The following is a 20,787-nucleotide window of genomic DNA, read 5'->3' on the forward strand; positions in this document are numbered from 1 at the left end:
ATTTAAATGGAATTAGCTATAAGCCGTAAATGACTAATTTATAAAAATGATACGTTATGTATTGAAATAATTATAAATATGCGTTACTAATAGTACATATTAGATGGTCTATAGGATGTGATCATTTCGTAATACGCGTTTTATTTATTACTCGATTTTGCTAAAGGATTAGCTTATGAATACCGCCACTCTTACTGCTACAAACGTTGATGTAAACACTACGATCACACCAAAAAACTATACCGATTACTATAATAATTTTGATAGGGAATCGCTGCTGTCAGAAATATTTGGCAAGCATATTGATGATCGATTAAACGCTTATATGGCATGCTGTGGTCGTCACGTACGTGATGGTCGCGGTGATAACATCGCGCTGGTGCATGAAGATACTGCCAGAAAGGTGACTCGTATGAGCTTTGCTGAGCTAGATGTAGCGAGTGCGCAAGTTGCTAATTTATTACTGTCTTATGGCGTACAGGTTGGTGACCAAGTTGCAACCATGTTACCACGCACACCTGAGTTGCTCATCGTTGTATTAGCAACATGGCGTATTGGCGCAGTTTATCAACCGTTATTTACTGCCTTTGGTTATGATTCGATTAAATATCGAATGGACAAAGCGAATACCAAAGTTGTTTTTACCAATCAAGAAAACCGTGACAAGTTTGAAGATTTGGCTGAGCAAACCAAAATGGTATTGGTGGGTAGCGCTGTGGATTCTGAGACTTGGGGTGATGAGCATTATGCTGAGTCAATGTCAGCGCAGTCAAAAACTTTAGAACCTTTGTCGCTCAATACTGATGCACCATTCTTGCAAATGTTTACCTCTGGTACGGTGGGTAAGTCAAAAGGTGTCAGCGTGCCGTTAGCGGCATTGTCTGCTTTTTATTTATATATGCGCTACGCCATCGACCTACGCGAAGATGATCAATATTGGAACATGGCAGATCCAGGTTGGGCGTATGGCTTGTACTATGCCATTACAGGACCGCTACTATTAGGCGTCACCACTTATTTTAATGAAGCGGGGTTTGACGCGATTAATACGCGTGGCTTCATGGAGCGTCACAAGATTACTAATTTGGCGTCTTCACCAACAGCCTTTCGTATGATGAAATCTAGCGGTGTGTTTGAGGATGATCGTGACGATATCACCAGCAAGCTGTCTTTACGTTGTGCCAATTCGGCAGGCGAGACGTTGAATACAGAAGTTGTCAACTGGGTTGAAACCTATCTAGAGTGCCAAGTAAAAGACCAATATGGGCAAACAGAAACTGGTATGACTTGCTGCGCACATCATGCATTAGCACATGAGTGCCCTACTGGGTCGATGGGTATGGCGCTACCAGGGCATACACTAGTGGTATTAGATGACGATATGAATGTATTGCCAGATGGTGAACAAGGGCAGTTAGCAGTCGTTGTCAGTCAGTCACCTGCATTTTATTTCCGCGGTTATAGTTGGAATGAAAAACAAGCCTTTGTAGGTGACTACTATCTGACAGGCGATGTGGTCGAGCGCCATAGTGATGGCAGTTATTGGTTTTCAGGGCGTGATGATGACATCATTATTACTGCAGGTTATCGCGTCGGACCCACCGATGTCGAAAACACGGTACTCGAATACGCAGCAGTCGCAGAGTCGGCAGCGGTAGGTGTGCCAGATAAAGTACGTGGTCATACTATTAAGTCTTATGTGGTGCTAAAAGACGGCATCGAGGGTAGTAATGACATTGCCAAAGAAATCCAAGAACTGGTACGCAAACGTCTATCTACTCATGCTTATCCGCGCGAGGTCGAGTTTGTGACAGAGTTACCAAAAACGCCTAGTGGTAAAATCCAGCGATTTTTACTACGAAGTTTATCATTAGCTTAGCGATGACAGTGTTTATGACAGTAGTTATTATAGTGTTTGGCGACTGAATTAAAGATTAAGTATCAGTACGTCAACGTATCAATTCATTAGGAAAATCAAGAAATAATTTACTAAAAATACTAATTAAAGTACTAATTAAAGGAATAATTATGCAAATTGAAAAACACAGCTTTTTAGTTACTGGTGGTGCGTCAGGTCTTGGGGAGTCAGTGGCTCGTGCTATCGTCGTTCAAGGCGGCAATATCGTCATCGCTGATCTAAACGAGTCAGCTGGACAGTCATTGGTCACTGAGTTGGGTGATAGGGCACGTTTTGTACGTTGTGATGTCACCAGTGGCGATGAAGTGCAAGCGGCTGTTGAGTTGGCAGAAAAAGCGTTCGGTGGTTTGCAAGGATCAATCAACTGTGCAGGTATCGCTGTCGTACAAAAATTACTAGATCGTGATAACAACCCTGCTGATCTTGAGTCATTCAGTCGCGGTGTGAATATCAATCTTATCGGCTCGTTTAACGTTGCGCGTTTGGTCGCAGCCAGTATTGCTAAGCGCGTAGCCAGCGATCACCAAGATAATAAAAATGCAGATCAAGGTGTTATCATCAATACAGCTTCTATCGCTGCTTTTGATGGTCAAGTGGGGCAAGCTAGCTACTCTTCTTCTAAGGCAGGCGTGGTGGGTTTGACCTTGCCGCTAGCACGTGAGTTGACGCGCCACGGTATTCGAGTGATGACGATTGCGCCTGGTATTTTTGCCACACCGATGATGGATAGTATCCCCGAAAAAGCGCGTGAGCAATTAGAGGCAGCCGTTCCTTATCCTAAGCGTTTGGGCGCGCCAAATGAATTTGCCAAACTTGTCCTCCATATCATCGATAACGCCTATCTCAATGGCGAAGTCATCCGCTTAGATGGTGCTATTCGTATGGTGTAATTATCTGTATTCAATGACCAAGCGAGTGTGATTTTTCATATACTTTACACATTAGCAAGCGACAAGCTTTGATATATTACGATGATAGCTATTTGCAATCATTCATATCAGAGGGGTTTTTGTCATGGCATTATCGCGTAATCGTACTTATCGCTCATTACTTGTCTTGATAAGCGTTGGGGTGGTGACGATTATCAGCAGCATTGCTTTTAATTATATGACACGCGCTTCTGCGGGTAGCAGTAGTACTTTGGAAGTGGTAAGTAATCAACCTATCGCTGATGTGGTGATTGATAAAGTGTTCGTTGATAAGTCCGAGCGCCGTTTGCAATTATTGAGTGGTGACGATGTGATTCGTACGTATCATATTGCATTGGGCGACAGTCCAGTCGGTCACAAGCAGCAAGAGGGCGATCAGCGTACACCAGTTGGTACTTATACCTTAGATTATAAAAACGAAAATTCTATTGCTCATCGCTCTATTCATATTAGCTATCCGAATGCAGCTGATAAAGCACGTGCTCAGCAATTGGGCGTCAGTCCGGGTGGAGATATTATGATCCATGGACAGATGAACGGCTTTGGTCATCTAGCCTCTATCAATCAGAAGTATGATTGGACGGACGGCTGTATTGCTGTTACTGATGACGAAATGGACGAGATTATGGCCGCGGTAAAGATTGGTACTACCATTGAGATTGTAGAGTAGAGCGATGAACACTTTCAACATACAATCAATCCTAAAAAAAATATAGGGCATGAAATTCGTTAAATGCTCAAAATGCCCTATCTTTCATACTTATATTCACCTTTCTTTTTTAAACCATTCTGCATATTTTCTTCTAAAAAACTGTTAATCTGAACTTAAAATTACATTTTAATGCTATTAATTAATAGCTCTTAGCAAATATCATTGCTAGTAGTAGGGCTTTGTTTGATAATTGGCTTGAAATAATTATATATATACCTTATATAAATGACAGATAATAGTCATCGCTGAACGCTAGAAAAGCGACTGACAATACTAATTATAAAAGGATACGAATATGAGATTTGAAAAATTTACCCAAAAACTGCAGTCTGCTATTCAAGAAGCTCAGAGTTTAGCACTAGGTCGTGATCATACGGGAATTGATCCTGTGCATTTGCTTGCTGTATTGCTGCAAGATGAATCCAATTTGTCTATCTGTCAACAAGCAGGTGCGTCTATTCCTGCTTTAAAGAATGGCGTGGCAAAGGCACTTGATAATCAGGCAACCATATCGGAGCCGACAGGAGATGTTAATTTAAACCCAAACTCGGTTAAAATTTTAAATTTAGCCGATCGTCAAGCGCAAAAAGAAGATGATGATTTTATTGCCACTGAATGGGTAATATTGGCGCTGTCTGAACAGGGCGAAACTAAAAAAATATTTGAAAGTGCTGGCGTAACAGCAAGCAAATTAAAAGCAGTGATTGAGGAGTTACGTGGTGATGACACCGTTAATAACCAAAATGCTGAAGACCAGCGTGATGCATTAAACAAATATACCATTAATCTGACCGAACAGGCGGAGCTTGGCAAGCTTGATCCCGTGATAGGTCGTGATGAAGAAATTCGCCGCACCATTCAAGTATTGTCTCGTCGTACCAAAAACAACCCAGTATTGATTGGTGAGCCAGGTGTTGGTAAAACAGCTATCGTCGAAGGATTGGCCCAAAAAATTGTTAATGGTGACGTACCAGAAGGTTTACGCCGTAAAGAGGTGCTATCGTTAGATCTAGGTGCTCTGATTGCGGGTGCAAAATTCCGCGGTGAATTTGAGGAGCGTCTCAAAAGTGTGCTGAGTGATTTGGCCAAGCAAGAAGGCAATGTCATTTTATTCATCGATGAGCTGCATACCATGGTGGGTGCAGGTAAATCTGAAGGTGCAATGGATGCTGGCAACATGCTAAAGCCTGCGCTAGCACGTGGTGAGCTGCACTGCGTTGGAGCGACGACACTGGATGAATATCGTCAATATATCGAAAAAGATGCTGCGCTTGAGCGTCGTTTCCAAAAAGTTTTAGTCGATGAGCCAACTGTAGAAGACACCATTGCGATATTACGTGGTCTAAAAGAGCGTTACGAGCTGCATCATGGTGTCGATATTCAAGACAGCGCCATCATTGCGGCGGCACGTATGAGCCATCGCTATATTACTGACCGTAAGCTACCCGATAAAGCGATTGACTTAATTGATGAAGCGGCCAGTCGCTTACGTATGGAGATGGACAGTAAGCCTGAAGCGTTGGGTAAGCTTGATAGTCGTTTGATTCAGCTAAAAATGCAGCGTGAAGTGCTCAAAAATGAAGAAGATGCTGGTGCGAAAGCTGAGCGTAAAGTGCTCGATGGTCAAATTGAAGAGCTAGAAAAAGAGTACGCGGATCTTAATGAAGTTTGGCAAGCAGAAAAAGCATTAGTCAAAGGCAGTCAGCAGTTAAAAGATGAGTTGGACAAAGCTCGTATTGCTTATGACAAAGCCAGCCGTGAGGGCGACTATGAGACCATGAGTAAGCTACAGTATGAAACTATTCCACAGTTAGAGCGTCGTATCACTGAGTCTGATTTAGCAGAGCAAAAAGAGCAGACAAGTGAAGGTAATAATGTAAAGTTGCTGCGTAACAAAGTAACAGACAATGAGATTGCTGAAGTCGTTGCTGCTGCGACAGGTATTCCTGTCAGTAAAATGATGCAAGGCGAACGTGACAAAATGCTGGAGATGGAAGAAAAGCTCCATGAGCGTGTGATTGGTCAAGATGAGGCGGTGCAAGCCGTGGCAAATGCGGTACGTCGCAGTCGTGCTGGCCTGTCTGATCCTAATCGTCCATCTGGATCGTTCTTATTCCTTGGACCTACTGGTGTTGGTAAAACTGAGTTGACCAAATCATTGGCGAACTTCTTGTTTGATAGTGAAGATTCGATTATACGTATCGACATGAGTGAGTATATGGAGAAGCATAGTGTCAGTCGCTTGGTAGGTGCGCCTCCAGGGTACGTGGGTTATGAAGAAGGTGGCGCTTTGACTGAAGCGGTACGCCGTAAACCTTATAGTGTGATTTTGTTTGATGAAGTCGAAAAAGCACACCCTGATGTGTTTAATATCTTATTGCAAGTATTAGACGATGGACGTTTGACAGATTCACAGGGCCGGGTGGTTGACTTCAAAAACACCGTCATTATTATGACCAGTAATTTGGGATCGCATAAAATTCAAGAGATGGTCGGCGAGAGCTATGATGATATCAAAGCCGAGGTCATGGATTCTGTCGGGCAGCACTTCCGTCCAGAGTTCGTGAACCGTATTGATGAAATCGTGGTATTCCATCCACTAGGTATGTCGCAAATGGCAGGTATTGCAGCGATTCAGTTAGATCGCTTGCGTCAACGTCTACATGAGCGTGAGATGGATATCGAGCTATCAACAGATGCAATGAATAAGTTGGTCGCAGTCGGTTATGACCCTGTGTATGGTGCACGTCCACTAAAACGCGCTATCCAACAAGAAATCGAAAATCCATTATCATTGAAGCTGTTAGCGGGTGATTTTGTTGCAGGAGATATCATTAAAGTGGATGTTGATGCGGATGACAAATTGACTTTTGATAAGCTTAGAGTGAGCTAATACCAAGTGCTCTAAACTGTTTTTTTGAATAAAACCCAACCCCTTACTTGCCTATTTTTTATATAGGTAATTAAGGGGTTTTTCGTTGTGCACTATAATTATGTTACCGTTTTCATACTTTGGTTATGTTATAACTGGTTTAAATATAAAATAAGGGAGATGACATGATGATGAGCAATAAAAAACAGAAAAATAGGCCATTAATCTTACCCTTAATCATGACAGCGTTGCTGTTTAGCACGTCAGCTTGCTCCAATCAGACAGCAGGCAATAGCAATGAAGAGTTGGTAGAGCATAAAGATGCCAAAACCTCAGATGCTCATTCCTCCATGAATACTGATAAACCCAAATTCATTACTGAAACAGTTGCAACTTTTGATGAGCCTTGGGCGATGACAGCCCTACCTAAAGTTGATAACGAACCACAAAAAATACTAGTGACACAAAAGACAGGTGAGTTATTTGTGGTCGATACCGAAACAGGTGCCAAGACAGCAGTAACTGGCGTACCAAAAGTTGCTTACGGTGGTCAGGGCGGTTTAGGCGATATTGTTATTGCACCAGACTTTGCTCGTACCAATAATATATATCTGAGCTACGTTGAGACGGATGCTGATAGCAATAAATTTGGTGCGAAAGTTATCAAGGCAAGATTAACAGGATTAGATACCAGGACACCAAGTTTGCAAGCTATTACGCCAATCTGGGAGCAGTCTCCAAAAGTAAAAGGACAAGGGCATTACAGTCATCGCCTCTTGTTTTCACCGGACGGGCAATATTTATATATTAGCTCAGGCGAGCGCCAAGAAAAAACGCCAGCGCAAGATATGAGTGTCAACTTAGGTAAAATCATACGTCTAAATGCTGATGGATCTATCCCAACAGACAATCCATTTGTGAATAATGAGAACGCCATTGCTAAGCAGTTTTGGACAGTAGGTCATCGCAATATATTGGGTATGGTTTTCGATGATAATGGTAAATTGTGGGCGCATGAAATGGGTCCAAGAGGTGGTGATGAATTTAATTTGATTGAAAAAGGTAAAAATTATGGCTGGCCAGTTGTCTCTAACGGGCGTAATTATTCGGGGATTGATATACCAGATCATGATACTCGGCCTGAGTTTGAAGCGCCCAAAATCACATGGACGCCAGTCATCTCACCTTCATCGATGAGCATCTACTCTTCGGGTACGCATAATGACTTTCCAGCATGGCAAGGCAGTATGCTGATCAGCGGTTTGTCCTCCCAATCGCTTGTTATCGTTGCTATCAATGATGACAATACAGCATTTGAACGTTACCGATACGATATGGGTGAGCGCGTCCGGAGTGTGCTGGCGGTAGATGGTAGTGTTTGGATGTTAGAAGATGGTAACGAGAGTGGCTTATTACGATTGTCACCACAATAAAAAGACGTGGCCTAGAAAAAATATTGTTAATAATCAAATACATTGAGACTTGTGTCAGTCAATGATGAACGTGTAAGTAATTGAATTAAGTTTGATAGTAATCTAGTAAGTTGTTAAGGTTATCTCTTCAAACAGTAAAGGTTAATATACAGATGGATCATGTTAAGGTTGACAGATTAGGTCCTTTCCCACGGGTGAGTAAGCCTGTTTTTATGATTTCTGCACTACTTATTATTGCATTCATTATTTTCGGAACACTGTTCACTGAGACTGCTGGAACGTTATTCAGTTTTTTACAAGGATTTATTACTGATAAATTCGGTTGGTTCTTCGTGATTTTGGTGAATGTGGCTCTAGTGCTGTGTGTTTATTTGGCTATGAGCCGTTATGGTGACATTCGCCTAGGCGCACAAACTGAAGCACCGCAGTACAGTCTATTTTCATGGATCGGTATGCTGTTCTCTGCTGGTATTGGTATCGGACTGGTCTATTGGGGTACAGCGGAGCCGCTATACCACTTTATGGCGCCACCGCTTGGTGAGAAAGAAACGATAGAAGCCGCTAAGCAAGCGATGAACATTACTTTCTTGCATTGGGGGTTTCATGCATGGGGACTATATACAATTGTGGCTTTGTCTCTAGCATACTTTCATTTTCGCCGTGGTTTACCGTTATCAATTCGCTCGACGCTTTATCCTCTATTGGGCAAAAAGATATATGGTCCATGGGGACATACCGTTGATATCTTGGCGGTATTTGGCACGATGTTCGGTGTCGTGACCTCACTTGGTCTTGGAGTAATGCAAATTAACTCAGGACTTGAGCGGTTATTTGGGATTCCCAATAGTCTAACGATACAAATCGCTTTGATCGCTTTTGTGACGGTGCTTGCAGCTTGCTCTGTTATGATGGGCTTGGACAAGGGTATTAAGCGTTTAAGCGATGTGAATATCGGTTTGACGGCTATTTTGCTTGGTTTTATGGTGGTATTAGGCCCAACGCTTTTCATCTTTGACAGCTTTCTAGAAAACATCGGTAATTATCTTTCAGTGGTTGTGCCGCTAGGTCTATGGGGTGAGGCTTATGAAGGTCAAGACAACTGGCAGTCAGCATGGACGATATTCTATTGGGCATGGTGGGTAAGTTGGGCTCCATTTGTCGGTGTGTTTATTGCTCGTATTAGCCGTGGTCGTACGATTAGAGAGTTTATTCTTGGGGTGTTACTCATTCCCATGACGATACTATTCTTTTGGTTTTCAACGTTTGGTGGTGTTGCTATCCATATGGAGCTGCTTGCTGCTATCGATCCAGCGCTAGCCAGTCCAGGGCTAGTCGAAGCAGTACAAACGGACTTTGGTAGTGCAATTTTTAAATTGGTTGAGTACTATCCATTGGCGCAGCCCATTACTTTTATGATTGTCATTATGATTGTACTTTGGTTTGTGACGTCATCAGATTCTGCAAGTTTTGTTATTGATATGTTGACAGCAGGTGGTGATACTAATCCGCCAAAGATCCAACGCTTATTTTGGGCAAGTACGGAAGGTGTTATTGCAGCTATATTGCTTGCAGCAGGTGGGTTGAGCGCGTTACAAGCAGCTGCTATCGTGGCAGGGTTACCATTTGCTTTGGTGGTATTTGCAATGATGTATGCGTTATTGCGTGGTTTGAGTCGAGATCGACTGATACTATATAGAGCGCAGCAACACTTTATTACTGAAGAATCAGCGGACCATAACTCGGCAGATGAGTTTGCTGACGAGCACTTGTTAAAAGGACCACCTAAGATTGTAAAAGGCGAATAACCATCAAAATAACTGATAATTCTTACATAAGATATTATTAATTAGAGGGTTGGTATAAGTCGTAAAGAGCCCTGAGATACATGAGTATCTTAGGGTTTTTTGTATTTTGAACCGTGGTGAGTGCCTGCTCAGATTTGATAGTTCAAGCATATCTTGGTATGGTAGCCGGTCCAAAATATTGAGATTAATACATGGATCATGTGAAAGTTGGTCGGTTAGGCATTTTTCCACGGGTAAGTAGACCTGTGTTTTTAACGTCAGCATTGTTAATTATGGCGTTTATCATCTTCGGTACTCTTTTCAATGAGCAAGCAGAACTTGTCTTTAGTCAGGCAAAAGCTTTTGTGTCTTTGCGGTTTGGCTGGTTTTTTATTGTGGTCGTCAATTTAACGTTGGTGATGAGTATCTATATGATATTTAGCCGTTATGGCGATATCAGGCTAGGTCATCAAAACGAAAAGCCAGAATACAATTTGGTCTCTTGGATTGGCATGTTGTTTTCAGCTGGTATTGGTATTGGCCTGATTTATTGGGGGACTGCCGAGCCGCTATATCACTTTATGTCGCCACCGTTAGGAGATGGTGAGACCATTGAAGCTGCTAAACTGGCGATGAATATATCATTTCTGCATTACGGTTTTCACGTGTGGGCACTCTATGGCATGGTGGCATTAGCACTGGCTTATTTTCATTACCGTGTAGGTTTACCGTTGGCCATACGCTCGACACTATATCCTCTCATAGGCAAAAAAATATATGGTCCTATGGGTCATACTGTCGACATCTTAGCAGTATTTGGTACGATGTTTGGTGTCGTGACCACGCTTGGTTTAGGGGTGTTACAGATCAACTCAGGTCTGAATGCTTTATTCGATGTTCCTATTAATACGTCTACTCAGATTATTCTCATTGCATTTATTACTTTACTTGCAGCTGGCTCTTTATTTTTAGGGTTAGACAAAGGCATCAAGCGTCTAAGCAATATGAATATCCTATTCACGGCAGTTTTACTAAGCTTTGTGGTCATCTTAGGTCCAACACAGTTTATTTTGAATAGTTTTGTCGAAAATATTGGCAACTACTTACATCAAGTTATTCCGCTAGGTCTTTGGACAGAATCGTATCGAGGCGAAGAAAACTGGCAGTCGTCATGGACGATATTTTATTGGGCATGGTGGATCAGCTGGTCACCATTCGTCGGTGTGTTTGTTGCTCGTATTTCTCGTGGTCGTACCATTCGTGAGTTTATATTAGGGGTGCTTTTAATCCCTATTACGATCTTATTTCTATGGTTTACAGCTTTTGGTGGTTCATCAGTACACATGGAGTTGATGGCTGCTGCTGATCCTAGTATCGCCAGTCCTGGACTTATTGAAGCGGTTAAAGCCGATACAGGTAGTGCCATATTTAAGCTGATGGAGTCTTTTCCTTTTACGGCTGCCATGAACGCTCTCATTGTTGTGATGATCGTATTGTGGTTCGTGACGTCGTCAGATTCAGCGAGTTTTGTGATTGATATGTTGACTTCAGGTGGTGATACCAATCCTCCAAAAATTCAGCGTCTGTTTTGGGCGGGAACTGAAGGGATTATTGCAGCGGTATTGTTGGCAGCAGGTGGCTTACAGGCTTTACAAGCAGCTTCTATCGTTTCAGGTTTCCCTTTTGCTATTGTCATCGTTATTATGATGTATTCGTTACTGCGAGGTTTGAGTCGAGATCGTCTGATACTATATCGGAACCAACAGTGGTTCGTTACTGAAGAGTCAGCAGAGCATAATTCGGCCAATGAGTTCCGTGATGAAGAGCTGCTTACAGGTCCCCCTGACTTGGAAACCTATGATAATTAGTTGATTGTATAAAATAATGTGATACTCAAAAGCCCTCACTTAATCACAAGTAAGGGCTTTTTTTAATGTTGTTTATACTAGGTTACGAGCATTGCCCTTTGACATAGCCTAATGCCGCAGTTGTGCCACATGCTGAGCATGAGTTACCCGCAGTACGATAGTTGAGCCCTGCATCAGTTTTTATCGTGACACAGACAGGGTCGTATTGTGCGGTACACATTGTTTGTTCAGGATTATAGGGCGGACATTTTGTAAAAATATTGTCGCTAGGCACTGAGTGATTGTGTTCAGTGCTATGAATAGGGTGTGTAGGCGTATCAGACGAACCTACACCTTGGATGTTACTACAGCCAGTCAACGCGATGGTTGCAGATAAACCTGATAATAATAAGCGTGATCGCCATGATTTTAATAAATAGTTCATAGTAATACGTCCTTATAAAAGATAAATTCCGATAAATTCCTGTTATCGATAGTTAGTTTCAACCATGTTATAAATCAAATGGTTTCAATCCATATTATCCTATTTATGAGAAGTCATCTACTAAATGATAATTAACAAAAAACCCAAGCTTAATCATAAACTTGGGTTTGATTTTATTGCTATAAAATTTTTGGCCATTCTAAAAAATTAGTGAAAGACCATTGTATTATTCTGCTGATTTATCATCTTGGTTAAGCTGAACGTATTGGTCAAAATTTTGTGCATAATCCGTTAGGTTATCGCTGAGCATTTGGCGATATTGTTTCACATAAAATTCAACGATATCGTCTTTTTCCTTGGCAAAGTCATCACCTTTGACGAATCCAATAGAAGCGACTGAAGCGCTATAACGTGCAGCTGCATATAATAAAGAAGCGCCTACTTGTCCTGAGTGAGCGTCAGGGCTCAATTGGCTATTTGCCATACCAATAATAGCATCAGCACGTTGGTAAAACGCTTGCATTTCAGGGGTGATTTCAATATTGGCATCAGTATCGTTGTTTTGAGTAGTGTCTTGAGACATGAGCTGCTCCTAATAAGTATCGATAAATTTTAGTATATAAAAACGGTCTGTAGAAATCTAAAGCAAGGGTTTTATAAACCAGCATCTGCCTTCAAGATTTCAGCTTTGTCTGTTTTTTCCCATGTAAAGGCAGTCTCTGAACCTGGACGGCCAAAATGACCGAAGGTAGCAGTTTGCTGATACATTGGTTGCAATAAATTCAGCATGCGGGTAATGCCGTAAGGGCGCAAATCAAAATGGGTGCGAATCAGACGAATGATTTCATCGTTGCTGATTTTGCTAGTACCAAAGGTATTGACAGAGATAGAGGTTGGCTCCGCGACCCCAATTGCATAGCTGACTTGAACTTCACAGCGATCAGCAAGTCCTGCAGCTACGATATTTTTTGCGACATAACGTACCGCGTAAGCAGCACTACGATCTACCTTTGAGGGGTCTTTACCACTAAAGGCACCGCCACCATGACGAGCCATGCCGCCATAAGTGTCGACGATGATTTTACGACCAGTGAGACCAGCATCACCGACAGGGCCGCCAATCACAAACTTACCAGTTGGGTTGATGTGGTAGCGTGTACCAGCATGTAATAAATTAGCTGGTAATACTTGCTTGATGATAGATTCCATCACGGCTTCTTGTAGGTCAGCTTGAGAGATACTAGGATCGTGTTGTGTTGATAACACTACTGCATCAATCGCGACAGGTTTGTTGCCATCATACTTTAGTGTAACTTGTGCTTTGGCATCTGGGCGTAACCAAGGCAGATCTCCTGCACGGCGTAGCTCAGACTGGCGCTCCATTAAACGATGCGCAAACTCGATAGGGGCGGGCATCAACACGTCGGTTTCATTACTGGCATAGCCAAACATTAAGCCTTGGTCACCTGCACCTTGTGCTTCAGGGTCACTACGATCAACACCTTGGGCAATCTCAGGAGATTGTTTGCCGAGCATATTAATCACTGCGCAAGTCTCACCATCAAAACCTAAGTCTGAATGGTGATAGCCAATGCCGTTAACAGTATCACGAACGAGACGCTCTAAATCGATATTTGCCGTCGTAGTGATTTCACCAGCGAGTATTACAGCACCCGTTTTTACCAAGGTTTCGCATGCCACACGTGCGTGTAGGTCTTCTTGTAAAATCGCATCAAGGATGGCGTCTGAGATTTGGTCAGCCATTTTGTCAGGATGACCTTCACTTACAGATTCTGAGGTAAATAAGTTGTATTCACGCATAAAGGGGTCGCTTAATTGCAGGGACTGTAGTTTACGAACTCAGTCATTATTAAATATATTGGAATAAAAAGACGAAAAGGAATCAAAAAATTATCATATTTTACCGTGTATCGAAGCAAAACTCTAGCAATGGATGGTGTTATGAGGTAACTGGATATTGATTAAGGATGGCAAGGGTCAGTATCTTGTTTTCTTAAAGCATAAATAAATTTTATAGAGATAAATAGCTATCTATATCATCTTGTAAGCATGAGATTAATGCTTTATCCATATAATGATAATCATCAGGAATATCTAAAACAATGATGTTTTTGCTATCAAGCTGATGACGAAACTGTTCATTGATATAGCGCTTATGCTTATTTTCCATCACAAAGACAATATCTGCCCAATGAATATCTTTTATATTGATGTGCTTACGAGCAGAACGGCTGGTACCCGCAGAGCGCACAGACAAATTAGGGTGATTTGAATAGATTTTTTCAGCAGTCGGACTACGCCATTTATTTTTTGTACACACAAAAAGTAGATTCATTAAACCTCTTATCATAAAGCGTGGTTATAGCTCTAAAAACGCTGCTTTGTCCTTAAACATACACTCATCATAGACAGGGCAAGCACCGCATTTTGGTGTGCGCGCTTGACAAGTATAGCGGCCATGTAAAATAAGGTAATGATGGGCATCAACGATGAAATCATCTGGGATACGCTCAACCAGCTTTTTTTCGACAATTAATACGTTCTTTCCAGTAGCCAGACCAGTACGATTACCCACTCGAAATATATGAGTATCGACCGCCATGGTAGGTTGACCAAAAGCAGTATTTAACACCACATTGGCTGTTTTGCGGCCCACACCTGCCAGTGACTCTAAGTCTTTACGGTTGTCAGGTACGGTGCTATCAAATTTATCAATCAAGTCGCGACAGGTCTTAATGACGTTTTTGGCTTTGGCGTTATATAGGCCAATATTTTTGATATAGGATTTCAGACTGTCTTCACCCAATGCTAATATCGCTTTTGGGGTGTTTGCGACTGGATACAATTGCTGAGTTGCAATATTGACACTCACATCGGTGGCTTGTGCGGACAGAATCACCGCAATCAGTAATTCAAAATTGCTGTTGTAATTTAGCTCTGTCACTGGTTCATCAATTGTCGCTGCCAACTTTTCAAAAAACGGGCGCACGTCACGGTTGGGCATTCGTCTGGATGGTGGGGTGTCGGCTGTTTTATGTTTGACGGTTTTACTCATGGTATCTTTACTACTATTTTGGCGATCAGTTATTCAAACTGTTGGCTATCAAGTTATCTGAGTGCTACTGGCTGTCTACTTTTTCTATTATTTTATAAGCTGTTTATGCCTAACTATATCAAACCCAAAAAACACGATTAACTGTGTCAAAATTGCTTAGCCTATTATGCGCAGTACTTGCACTTCTTTATTGGCTACTTTGATTTTTGTAGATGGTGTTATAGCTGTGACAGCTCTTCTTGTAGTGCGTCGAGCTCCGCTTGTTTTTGTGGATTAGCACGAACACTTAACTGCTTCTCAAGCTTTTTAATTTTACTACGAAGTTTAGCCGTTGCAATGGTGTTTTTTGCTTGTGCTTCACTGATGTTTAACGACTGGCTAGCGGCATTGTTGAGTTTTGCCTCGACCATACTAACTACAGGTCTACTATTGTTACTATCGGTAAGTTGTTTGGTGACGCGTCTTAGGTGATTGTGATAGCGTTGTCTTAAATCTTCTTGTTCTGCTATACGCTCAGTCTCAGATACTTCTCGCTCAATCGTGACTAAGTCAATGCAGTCAACGGGACAAGGTGCAATACACAGCTCGCAACCAGTACACAAGTCTGTAAATATCGTATGCATATGCTTGCCTGTACCGACGATGGCATCGACTGGACAAGCAGGAATGCATTTAGTACAGCCGATGCAATCATCTTCACGGATAATAGCGCGTACCTCAGTAGGGCGTTCAGAGGTCGCATCTACGGGCCATTGAGAAGGTGCAGCATTCAGCAGTGCTTCCTGACTATCGATATCGATAATGTCAGCAATCGCATTGGTCACTGGTTGACCACCAGGCACACATTTATTATAGGGCTCATTATTTAGTACGATAGCAGCTGCATAAGGCAAGCAACCATCTGGATGTTCGCAAAGCCCACATTGTGTCTGCGGTAGACAAGCATCGATAGAAGATATTTGCGTTTGTATATCCGCCGGCAGTGTTTCTAGATTTAATGCATTGAACAATATAGGTAAGTTGACTAAGCGAATATTGGCGCTACTTTGCATATAATAAATGACCTTGATATCAGTAATAAGTGCTGACATTATACCATTGACTAAAAGTACAATTATCCATAACGGACTTGTTTAATCTAAAGCGGTATACCTTGTTCGCTCATGATTTGCGCAATCAGCTCATGGGCAATACTGCCTTTGGGTGGTATTCTAGGTAGGTTGGATACATCAAAAAAGTCCGCATGAGACAGCTCATCTTCTTGAATGACAAGATCACCATCTGCATACGTAGCACGAAAACCAAGCATTAAATTAGAAGGAAATGGCCATGGCTGGCTGCTTACATAGCGAATATCTGACAGGCTGATGTTCACCTCTTCTGTTACTTCACGAACGACCGCATGCTCTAAGCTTTCTCCAACTTCTACAAAACCTGCAATCAAACCATACATAGGTGGCAGTGTTTGCTGTCCATGACGGTGATGATGGGCGAGCAAAATTTGCATTTCGCCAGTGCTTGGATTCGGCCGAGTAATGGCGGTAATGACACAAGGTTGTACACGTGGGTATTGGTGTAGTTTGCATGCCGGACAGACCATCGCGCGCTCAGATTGTTTGGCATGAGTCGTGGCATTGCCACAACGACTGCAAAACTGCGTGTCTGCTTGCCATCGTAGTAATTGAATCGCTTGGCTAAGCTGATCGGATAATGACACAGGTAGCTGGGCAATGAGCTCACGATAATGAACAAAAGCATTACCGCTAGGCTCATCGATAGGGGGCAGTATGATACTGTTTGCTGTTGCGTAATCACAAGTAATAGCAAAAGCCGCTTGTGCGGTAAAATTATCGTCAGTATCCGCTGTTGCGTCATTTACGCTGTCATTACTATTAGATAGCCAATGATTTGGCGCTAGACTCTGGAGCAGAGTGACACAACCAAACTGATATGCTGGTTGAGTCTCGTCATAAATGCTATTTGCATCATTGGGCTGTGGTAATTGAAGTGCTAACGGCCACCAACCATTAGGCGTTTGATGGCATAAAACGCTATCGTTAGTAAATACAAAAGCGTTGGTCATATAGGGAGTTCCAAACAGTCGGGGCAAGTGTATATGATTATAGATACAGACTTATTTAAAATGAAAAGTACAAATGGATATCTTTATAGCAGTGTCTTTGCTGCCATAAAGGTATCCATTTAATAATTAAGCAGAGAAATGTGTAATAAGCCTTAAGCAGCGAGTAGGTGGCTCAAGCTTTGCTGACCGACATCAAGTGCTTGTTTGCTAACAGGACGATTGTTTTCAAAACCGTCTAAATGATGATCGACAGCCATCATGACATCAGCAATACAAGCCAGTGTGTCTTCTTCGATAGATTGTTCATCTTCGATACGTTGTTCTAGATAGTTGGCTAATTGGCTCAACATGCTAGCAGGAGTGGGTAATTGTAAAAACCGCACCGCTCCTGAGACTTGGCGCATCATTTCTGGTATGTTTTGAATATTGAGTATATCGCGCTCCGGCTCTGCCAAATAATCATTGATGGCTTGCTCGGCACTGGCGATGGCACTACGACTTTCTTGTATCAAGGTATCGTTTGCTGTATTGAGCTGATGCAATGAGATATGGGCATTATTCAATGGTAAGTAGATTGCGCCTGGGGTGTGCATCTCTGCCATTGAGATAGCAGCGTTTTCAGCCTGCATCAAGGCCAGTAGCAAGTGATCGAAGTCATCAGGTGTAGGTGCTTGCCAATTATTGACAGCCTCTGCTGCTGTGCTGAGGCTATTGGCCGCATTGGTGAGACCAAGCAAACGTAGTGCTGAGCTCAATGCCGCGAGCTCTTCAAAGATTTGTGCTGTCTGCACATCAACAGGGTTGATAGATTCACCACGTGCGTAACTGTCTACGTTTTCTTTAATAGCATTGATTTGAGTTTGAATAATAGTGTTCAAAGTATCGGTCAGCTTGCGATTAGGACCGAACAAGAAACGTTTCATTTGCTCAAGCTGAGATGCGTCTAACTGATTATCGGCATACTGCTCACGTAGCTGCTGTGCGGCTTCGTTATCCCGTTGGCAAGCAAAACTGACTAAGTCAGCAAAACGTGTATCCATTACCGGTAAGTAGCTTTGGAACTGCTGTTCTAAATAGATGAGCGTATGTTTTTGGCTTAGATTTAGCGGTAAGATATTTGCGATATCAGTGACCGCTGCCGTGGCTGCTTGCCAAAATAAGCTACTGCTGTTTGATGCGACCAATGCACAGGCTGAACTCATGGCATCCAGTTTTTGCTGATCGTCTGGGCTAACACTGCCATCTTGATTCAGTAGCGCGATACCAAGACCACTACGATAGGCATAGGTCAACAACTCACTATCTAGGCCGAGTTCATTAAGCGGCTGAAAGTTTTTTTCAGGATTGGCAATGATGACACTACTGCTACCAAATACTGAAAAATAGTCTGCTGTAATGGCTGTTACTTGTCCATGAGCATTGAGTTTATTGATAACAGGCAGTAATAAAGTAGGCTCTACTGACTCTGTTAATAATACAAATTCGACATAACGATCTAGTGTCATGATAGCTTCTGACAAGTCCATAATCAGATCAGTATCATTATTATCGCCATTATCATACAGTCGTTGTAAACCATCGACGATAGCGATATTTAGAGTTTCTGCACCCACTAAGGAAATAAGCTTAAAGATACAAGACAGCTGCTTTAACACAATAATAGAATCTAATAGCAAAGGCGCCTGAGTGTTGTCATCATTAAATTCACTCAGATGAATTTCAGTATCTTTTAGAGTAACGATAATTTCATCATGTAATAAATGTAGTGAGGGTAGATTAAAGTCAGTAACACTAAGCGTTGGGGCGGCTAATTTCATTTGAGCAGACTGGTCCATAGGAGACTTCCATAATGTGCTAATGGTGATAGTTTCAACAATGATAAAAAAGTATTTATTAATTTATTAGTGATCTTTTAACGCTTTATATAATGATACTCAAGACTATATTGTACAAAAGTCGATATCGCAAGTCATTTAAATGACGACTACATATAGTTTTTTAGCTCAGGGTAGTCTTCTGCCAGTGAAGTGTACCAGTTTTGGTTGGCATTGTTATTCATGGGTGATTCTAATAATAAGGCTGCTAGATTGGCAAAATTAGCATGGGCTGTCTGACCATCATCGGTTTGTGTGTCCTCTTCAATGGCTAGCGTGACCTGCCCACCAGTCATTGCCAAATATACTTCAGCTAAAATCTCTGAATCTAGTAAGGCGCCGTGAAAGGTACGATCTTGCTTACCAACATCTAGACGGCGTACCAGTGCATCCAGCGTGTTTTTTTGTCCAGGATACTGATGTTTAGCCATGACTAATGAGTCAGTCACTTGTACTCGCTCAGAAAAATCATTCAGACCGACTTTTGCGAACTCCATATTCAAAAAGTTCATATCAAACGTAGCATTATGAGCGATGATTTCGGCACCGTCCATAAAATCATAAAGCGACTGGGCAACTTGATCAAATGTTGGTTTGTCGGCTAAAAATGCCTCAGAAATACCGTGAATGCGAATAACTTCTTCATCCATGCCACGCTTTGGGTTGATATACACGTGTAATTTTTCGCCAGTAAATTTACGGCCGACCATTTCTACGATACCCACTTCGATGATTCGATCACCTTTTAATGGATCGAGACCTGTGGTTTCAGTATCCATAATGAGCTGGCGGTTAGATTCGTGGCGATGTATAGGCTTAGGTAACAGCGGCTTAAAGTGTGGATTGGCACGACTGGTATCACCATCGAACTTTGGTACATTGTTCTCTGCATTATTTATGTTTGAATCAGTATCCATATTTGACATAGGGCTATGGCTCGTTGCATCAGTCAGGGGCGTTTGAGCTTCTGGCATCGCTGTATTACTCATTGGTTGGCTAGCATTATCATGATAGTCATTCGTTTTTGTATTTCTTTCCGGATCACTTGTATTACTGTCATTGCTTTTATCATTATAAGCTTTTGGTGACGCTACTACTAACGCTTCGTCTAGTATGTCTTCATCTAATAGCTCGTCTTCGAAACCATCTAAGCCGAGTGGATCGAACTTTAGCCAGTCATCCTTAGATGGTTCTTGTACTTCATTGGTCATTATTTGAGCTTTTTTTTTAGCGGTATCTGATGAGTCTATCATCGATACTTCTTCACTACTGGAGGTTACACCTAGGTTTGCCAACTCATCTGCTTTTTCATTACCTGCATGTCCAGCATGACCTTTTACCCAGTGCCAATCTACTTCTCGTTGTTGGCATAGGGTATCCAGTTGTTGCCAAAGGTCTTGATTGGCGACCGGTTTCTTACTGGCTGTTTTCCAACCTCTTTTCTTCCAACCTTCAATCCACTCAGTAATGCCTTTTTTGACATAACTAGAATCTGTCCAAATCTCAAGAAGTTGCTCATGTGGGCTATGAGTAAGTGCTTTTATCGCACCCATCAGCTCCATGCGATTATTGGTGGTCTCTTTATCTCCACCGTACAAATCTTGCGTTTGACCATCACTAAAAATAAGATGTGCACCCCAACCACCAGCACCAGGATTGCCTTTGCAGGCACCGTCAGTATAAGCCACTGTCGTATTTGGTTTAGCGGCCAATGGATTTATCGTATTATTCATATTGGGTGATGGCGCCGAGGTGCGATTGTCTGACATAAAACAGTATTGACCTAATAAGTGATGATGTAGTGTATTTATATA

At 42.1% G+C, this 20,787-nt stretch carries 16 protein-coding genes; 7 read left to right on the plus strand and 9 right to left on the minus strand.

The window, feature by feature from the left end:
- The first annotated feature begins 175 nt into the window (after positions 1-175).
- The 7 genes from ACT3SX_RS05600 to ACT3SX_RS05630 all read left to right on the plus strand — a co-directional run bounded on the left by ACT3SX_RS05600 (position 176) and on the right by ACT3SX_RS05630 (position 11,516).
- Positions 176-1,879, plus strand: a complete 1,704-nt coding sequence (locus ACT3SX_RS05600; protein WP_192520606.1) for an AMP-binding protein — start codon at positions 176-178, stop codon at positions 1,877-1,879.
- A gap of 149 nt (positions 1,880-2,028) precedes the next feature.
- Positions 2,029-2,808: an SDR family NAD(P)-dependent oxidoreductase gene (locus tag ACT3SX_RS05605; protein ID WP_192520621.1), complete on the plus strand. Its 780-nt coding sequence runs from the start codon at positions 2,029-2,031 to the stop codon at positions 2,806-2,808.
- A gap of 124 nt (positions 2,809-2,932) precedes the next feature.
- The gene (locus ACT3SX_RS05610; RefSeq protein WP_225739324.1) at positions 2,933-3,517 is read left to right on the plus strand and encodes a L,D-transpeptidase family protein; all 585 of its coding nucleotides are present in this window, start codon (positions 2,933-2,935) and stop codon (positions 3,515-3,517) included.
- Between the two features lie 337 nt (positions 3,518-3,854).
- Entirely contained in the window at positions 3,855-6,452 is a 2,598-nt protein-coding gene (gene clpB / locus ACT3SX_RS05615) for an ATP-dependent chaperone ClpB (protein WP_192520620.1), read from the plus strand.
- A 164-nt stretch (positions 6,453-6,616) separates the two neighbouring features.
- Complete coding sequence (locus ACT3SX_RS05620; RefSeq protein WP_226945158.1) at positions 6,617-7,864, plus strand: PQQ-dependent sugar dehydrogenase; 1,248 nt, start codon at positions 6,617-6,619, stop codon at positions 7,862-7,864.
- Between the two features lie 152 nt (positions 7,865-8,016).
- Positions 8,017-9,669 carry a BCCT family transporter gene (locus ACT3SX_RS05625; protein WP_192518944.1) on the plus strand — a complete coding sequence of 551 codons (1,653 nt, stop codon included), beginning with the start codon at positions 8,017-8,019 and terminating at the stop codon, positions 9,667-9,669.
- 191 nt (positions 9,670-9,860) lie between these two features.
- Positions 9,861-11,516 (plus strand): BCCT family transporter, encoded by a 1,656-nt coding sequence (locus tag ACT3SX_RS05630; RefSeq protein WP_442069692.1) that lies wholly within the window; start codon positions 9,861-9,863, stop codon positions 11,514-11,516.
- 82 nt (positions 11,517-11,598) lie between these two features.
- On the opposite strand, the gene ACT3SX_RS05635 is transcribed toward ACT3SX_RS05630, so the two are convergent.
- From ACT3SX_RS05635 to dnaQ, 9 genes are all read right to left on the minus strand, one after another.
- Positions 11,599-11,940, minus strand: a complete 342-nt coding sequence (locus tag ACT3SX_RS05635; RefSeq protein WP_192518945.1) for a hypothetical protein — start codon at positions 11,938-11,940, stop codon at positions 11,599-11,601.
- Between the two features lie 226 nt (positions 11,941-12,166).
- On the minus strand, positions 12,167-12,523 hold the full coding sequence (locus tag ACT3SX_RS05640) for a DUF3144 domain-containing protein (RefSeq protein ID WP_192518946.1): 357 nt from the start codon (positions 12,521-12,523) through the stop codon (positions 12,167-12,169).
- A gap of 71 nt (positions 12,524-12,594) precedes the next feature.
- Positions 12,595-13,761, minus strand: a complete 1,167-nt coding sequence (gene metK, locus ACT3SX_RS05645) for a methionine adenosyltransferase (RefSeq protein ID WP_192518947.1) — start codon at positions 13,759-13,761, stop codon at positions 12,595-12,597.
- A 211-nt stretch (positions 13,762-13,972) separates the two neighbouring features.
- Entirely contained in the window at positions 13,973-14,296 is a 324-nt protein-coding gene (locus ACT3SX_RS05650; RefSeq protein ID WP_192518948.1) for a low molecular weight protein tyrosine phosphatase family protein, read from the minus strand.
- Positions 14,297-14,320: 24 nt separating this feature from the next.
- Positions 14,321-15,016, minus strand: a complete 696-nt coding sequence (nth, locus tag ACT3SX_RS05655) for an endonuclease III (protein WP_192992189.1) — start codon at positions 15,014-15,016, stop codon at positions 14,321-14,323.
- A gap of 218 nt (positions 15,017-15,234) precedes the next feature.
- Entirely contained in the window at positions 15,235-16,068 is an 834-nt protein-coding gene (locus ACT3SX_RS05660; RefSeq protein WP_192518950.1) for an RnfABCDGE type electron transport complex subunit B, read from the minus strand.
- Positions 16,069-16,154: 86 nt separating this feature from the next.
- Complete coding sequence (gene nudC, locus ACT3SX_RS05665) at positions 16,155-17,099, minus strand: NAD(+) diphosphatase (RefSeq protein ID WP_192992188.1); 945 nt, start codon at positions 17,097-17,099, stop codon at positions 16,155-16,157.
- A 152-nt stretch (positions 17,100-17,251) separates the two neighbouring features.
- Positions 17,252-18,934, minus strand: coding sequence for a hypothetical protein (locus ACT3SX_RS05670; protein ID WP_442069694.1), 1,683 nt, complete (start codon positions 18,932-18,934; stop codon positions 17,252-17,254).
- A gap of 149 nt (positions 18,935-19,083) precedes the next feature.
- Entirely contained in the window at positions 19,084-20,742 is a 1,659-nt protein-coding gene (gene dnaQ, locus ACT3SX_RS05675) for a DNA polymerase III subunit epsilon (RefSeq protein ID WP_192992187.1), read from the minus strand.
- Between the last annotated feature and the right edge of the window lie 45 nt (positions 20,743-20,787).

It is taken from the genome of Psychrobacter sp. AOP31-B2-9 (genome assembly GCF_052378005.1).
GTDB lineage: Bacteria > Pseudomonadota > Gammaproteobacteria > Pseudomonadales > Moraxellaceae > Psychrobacter.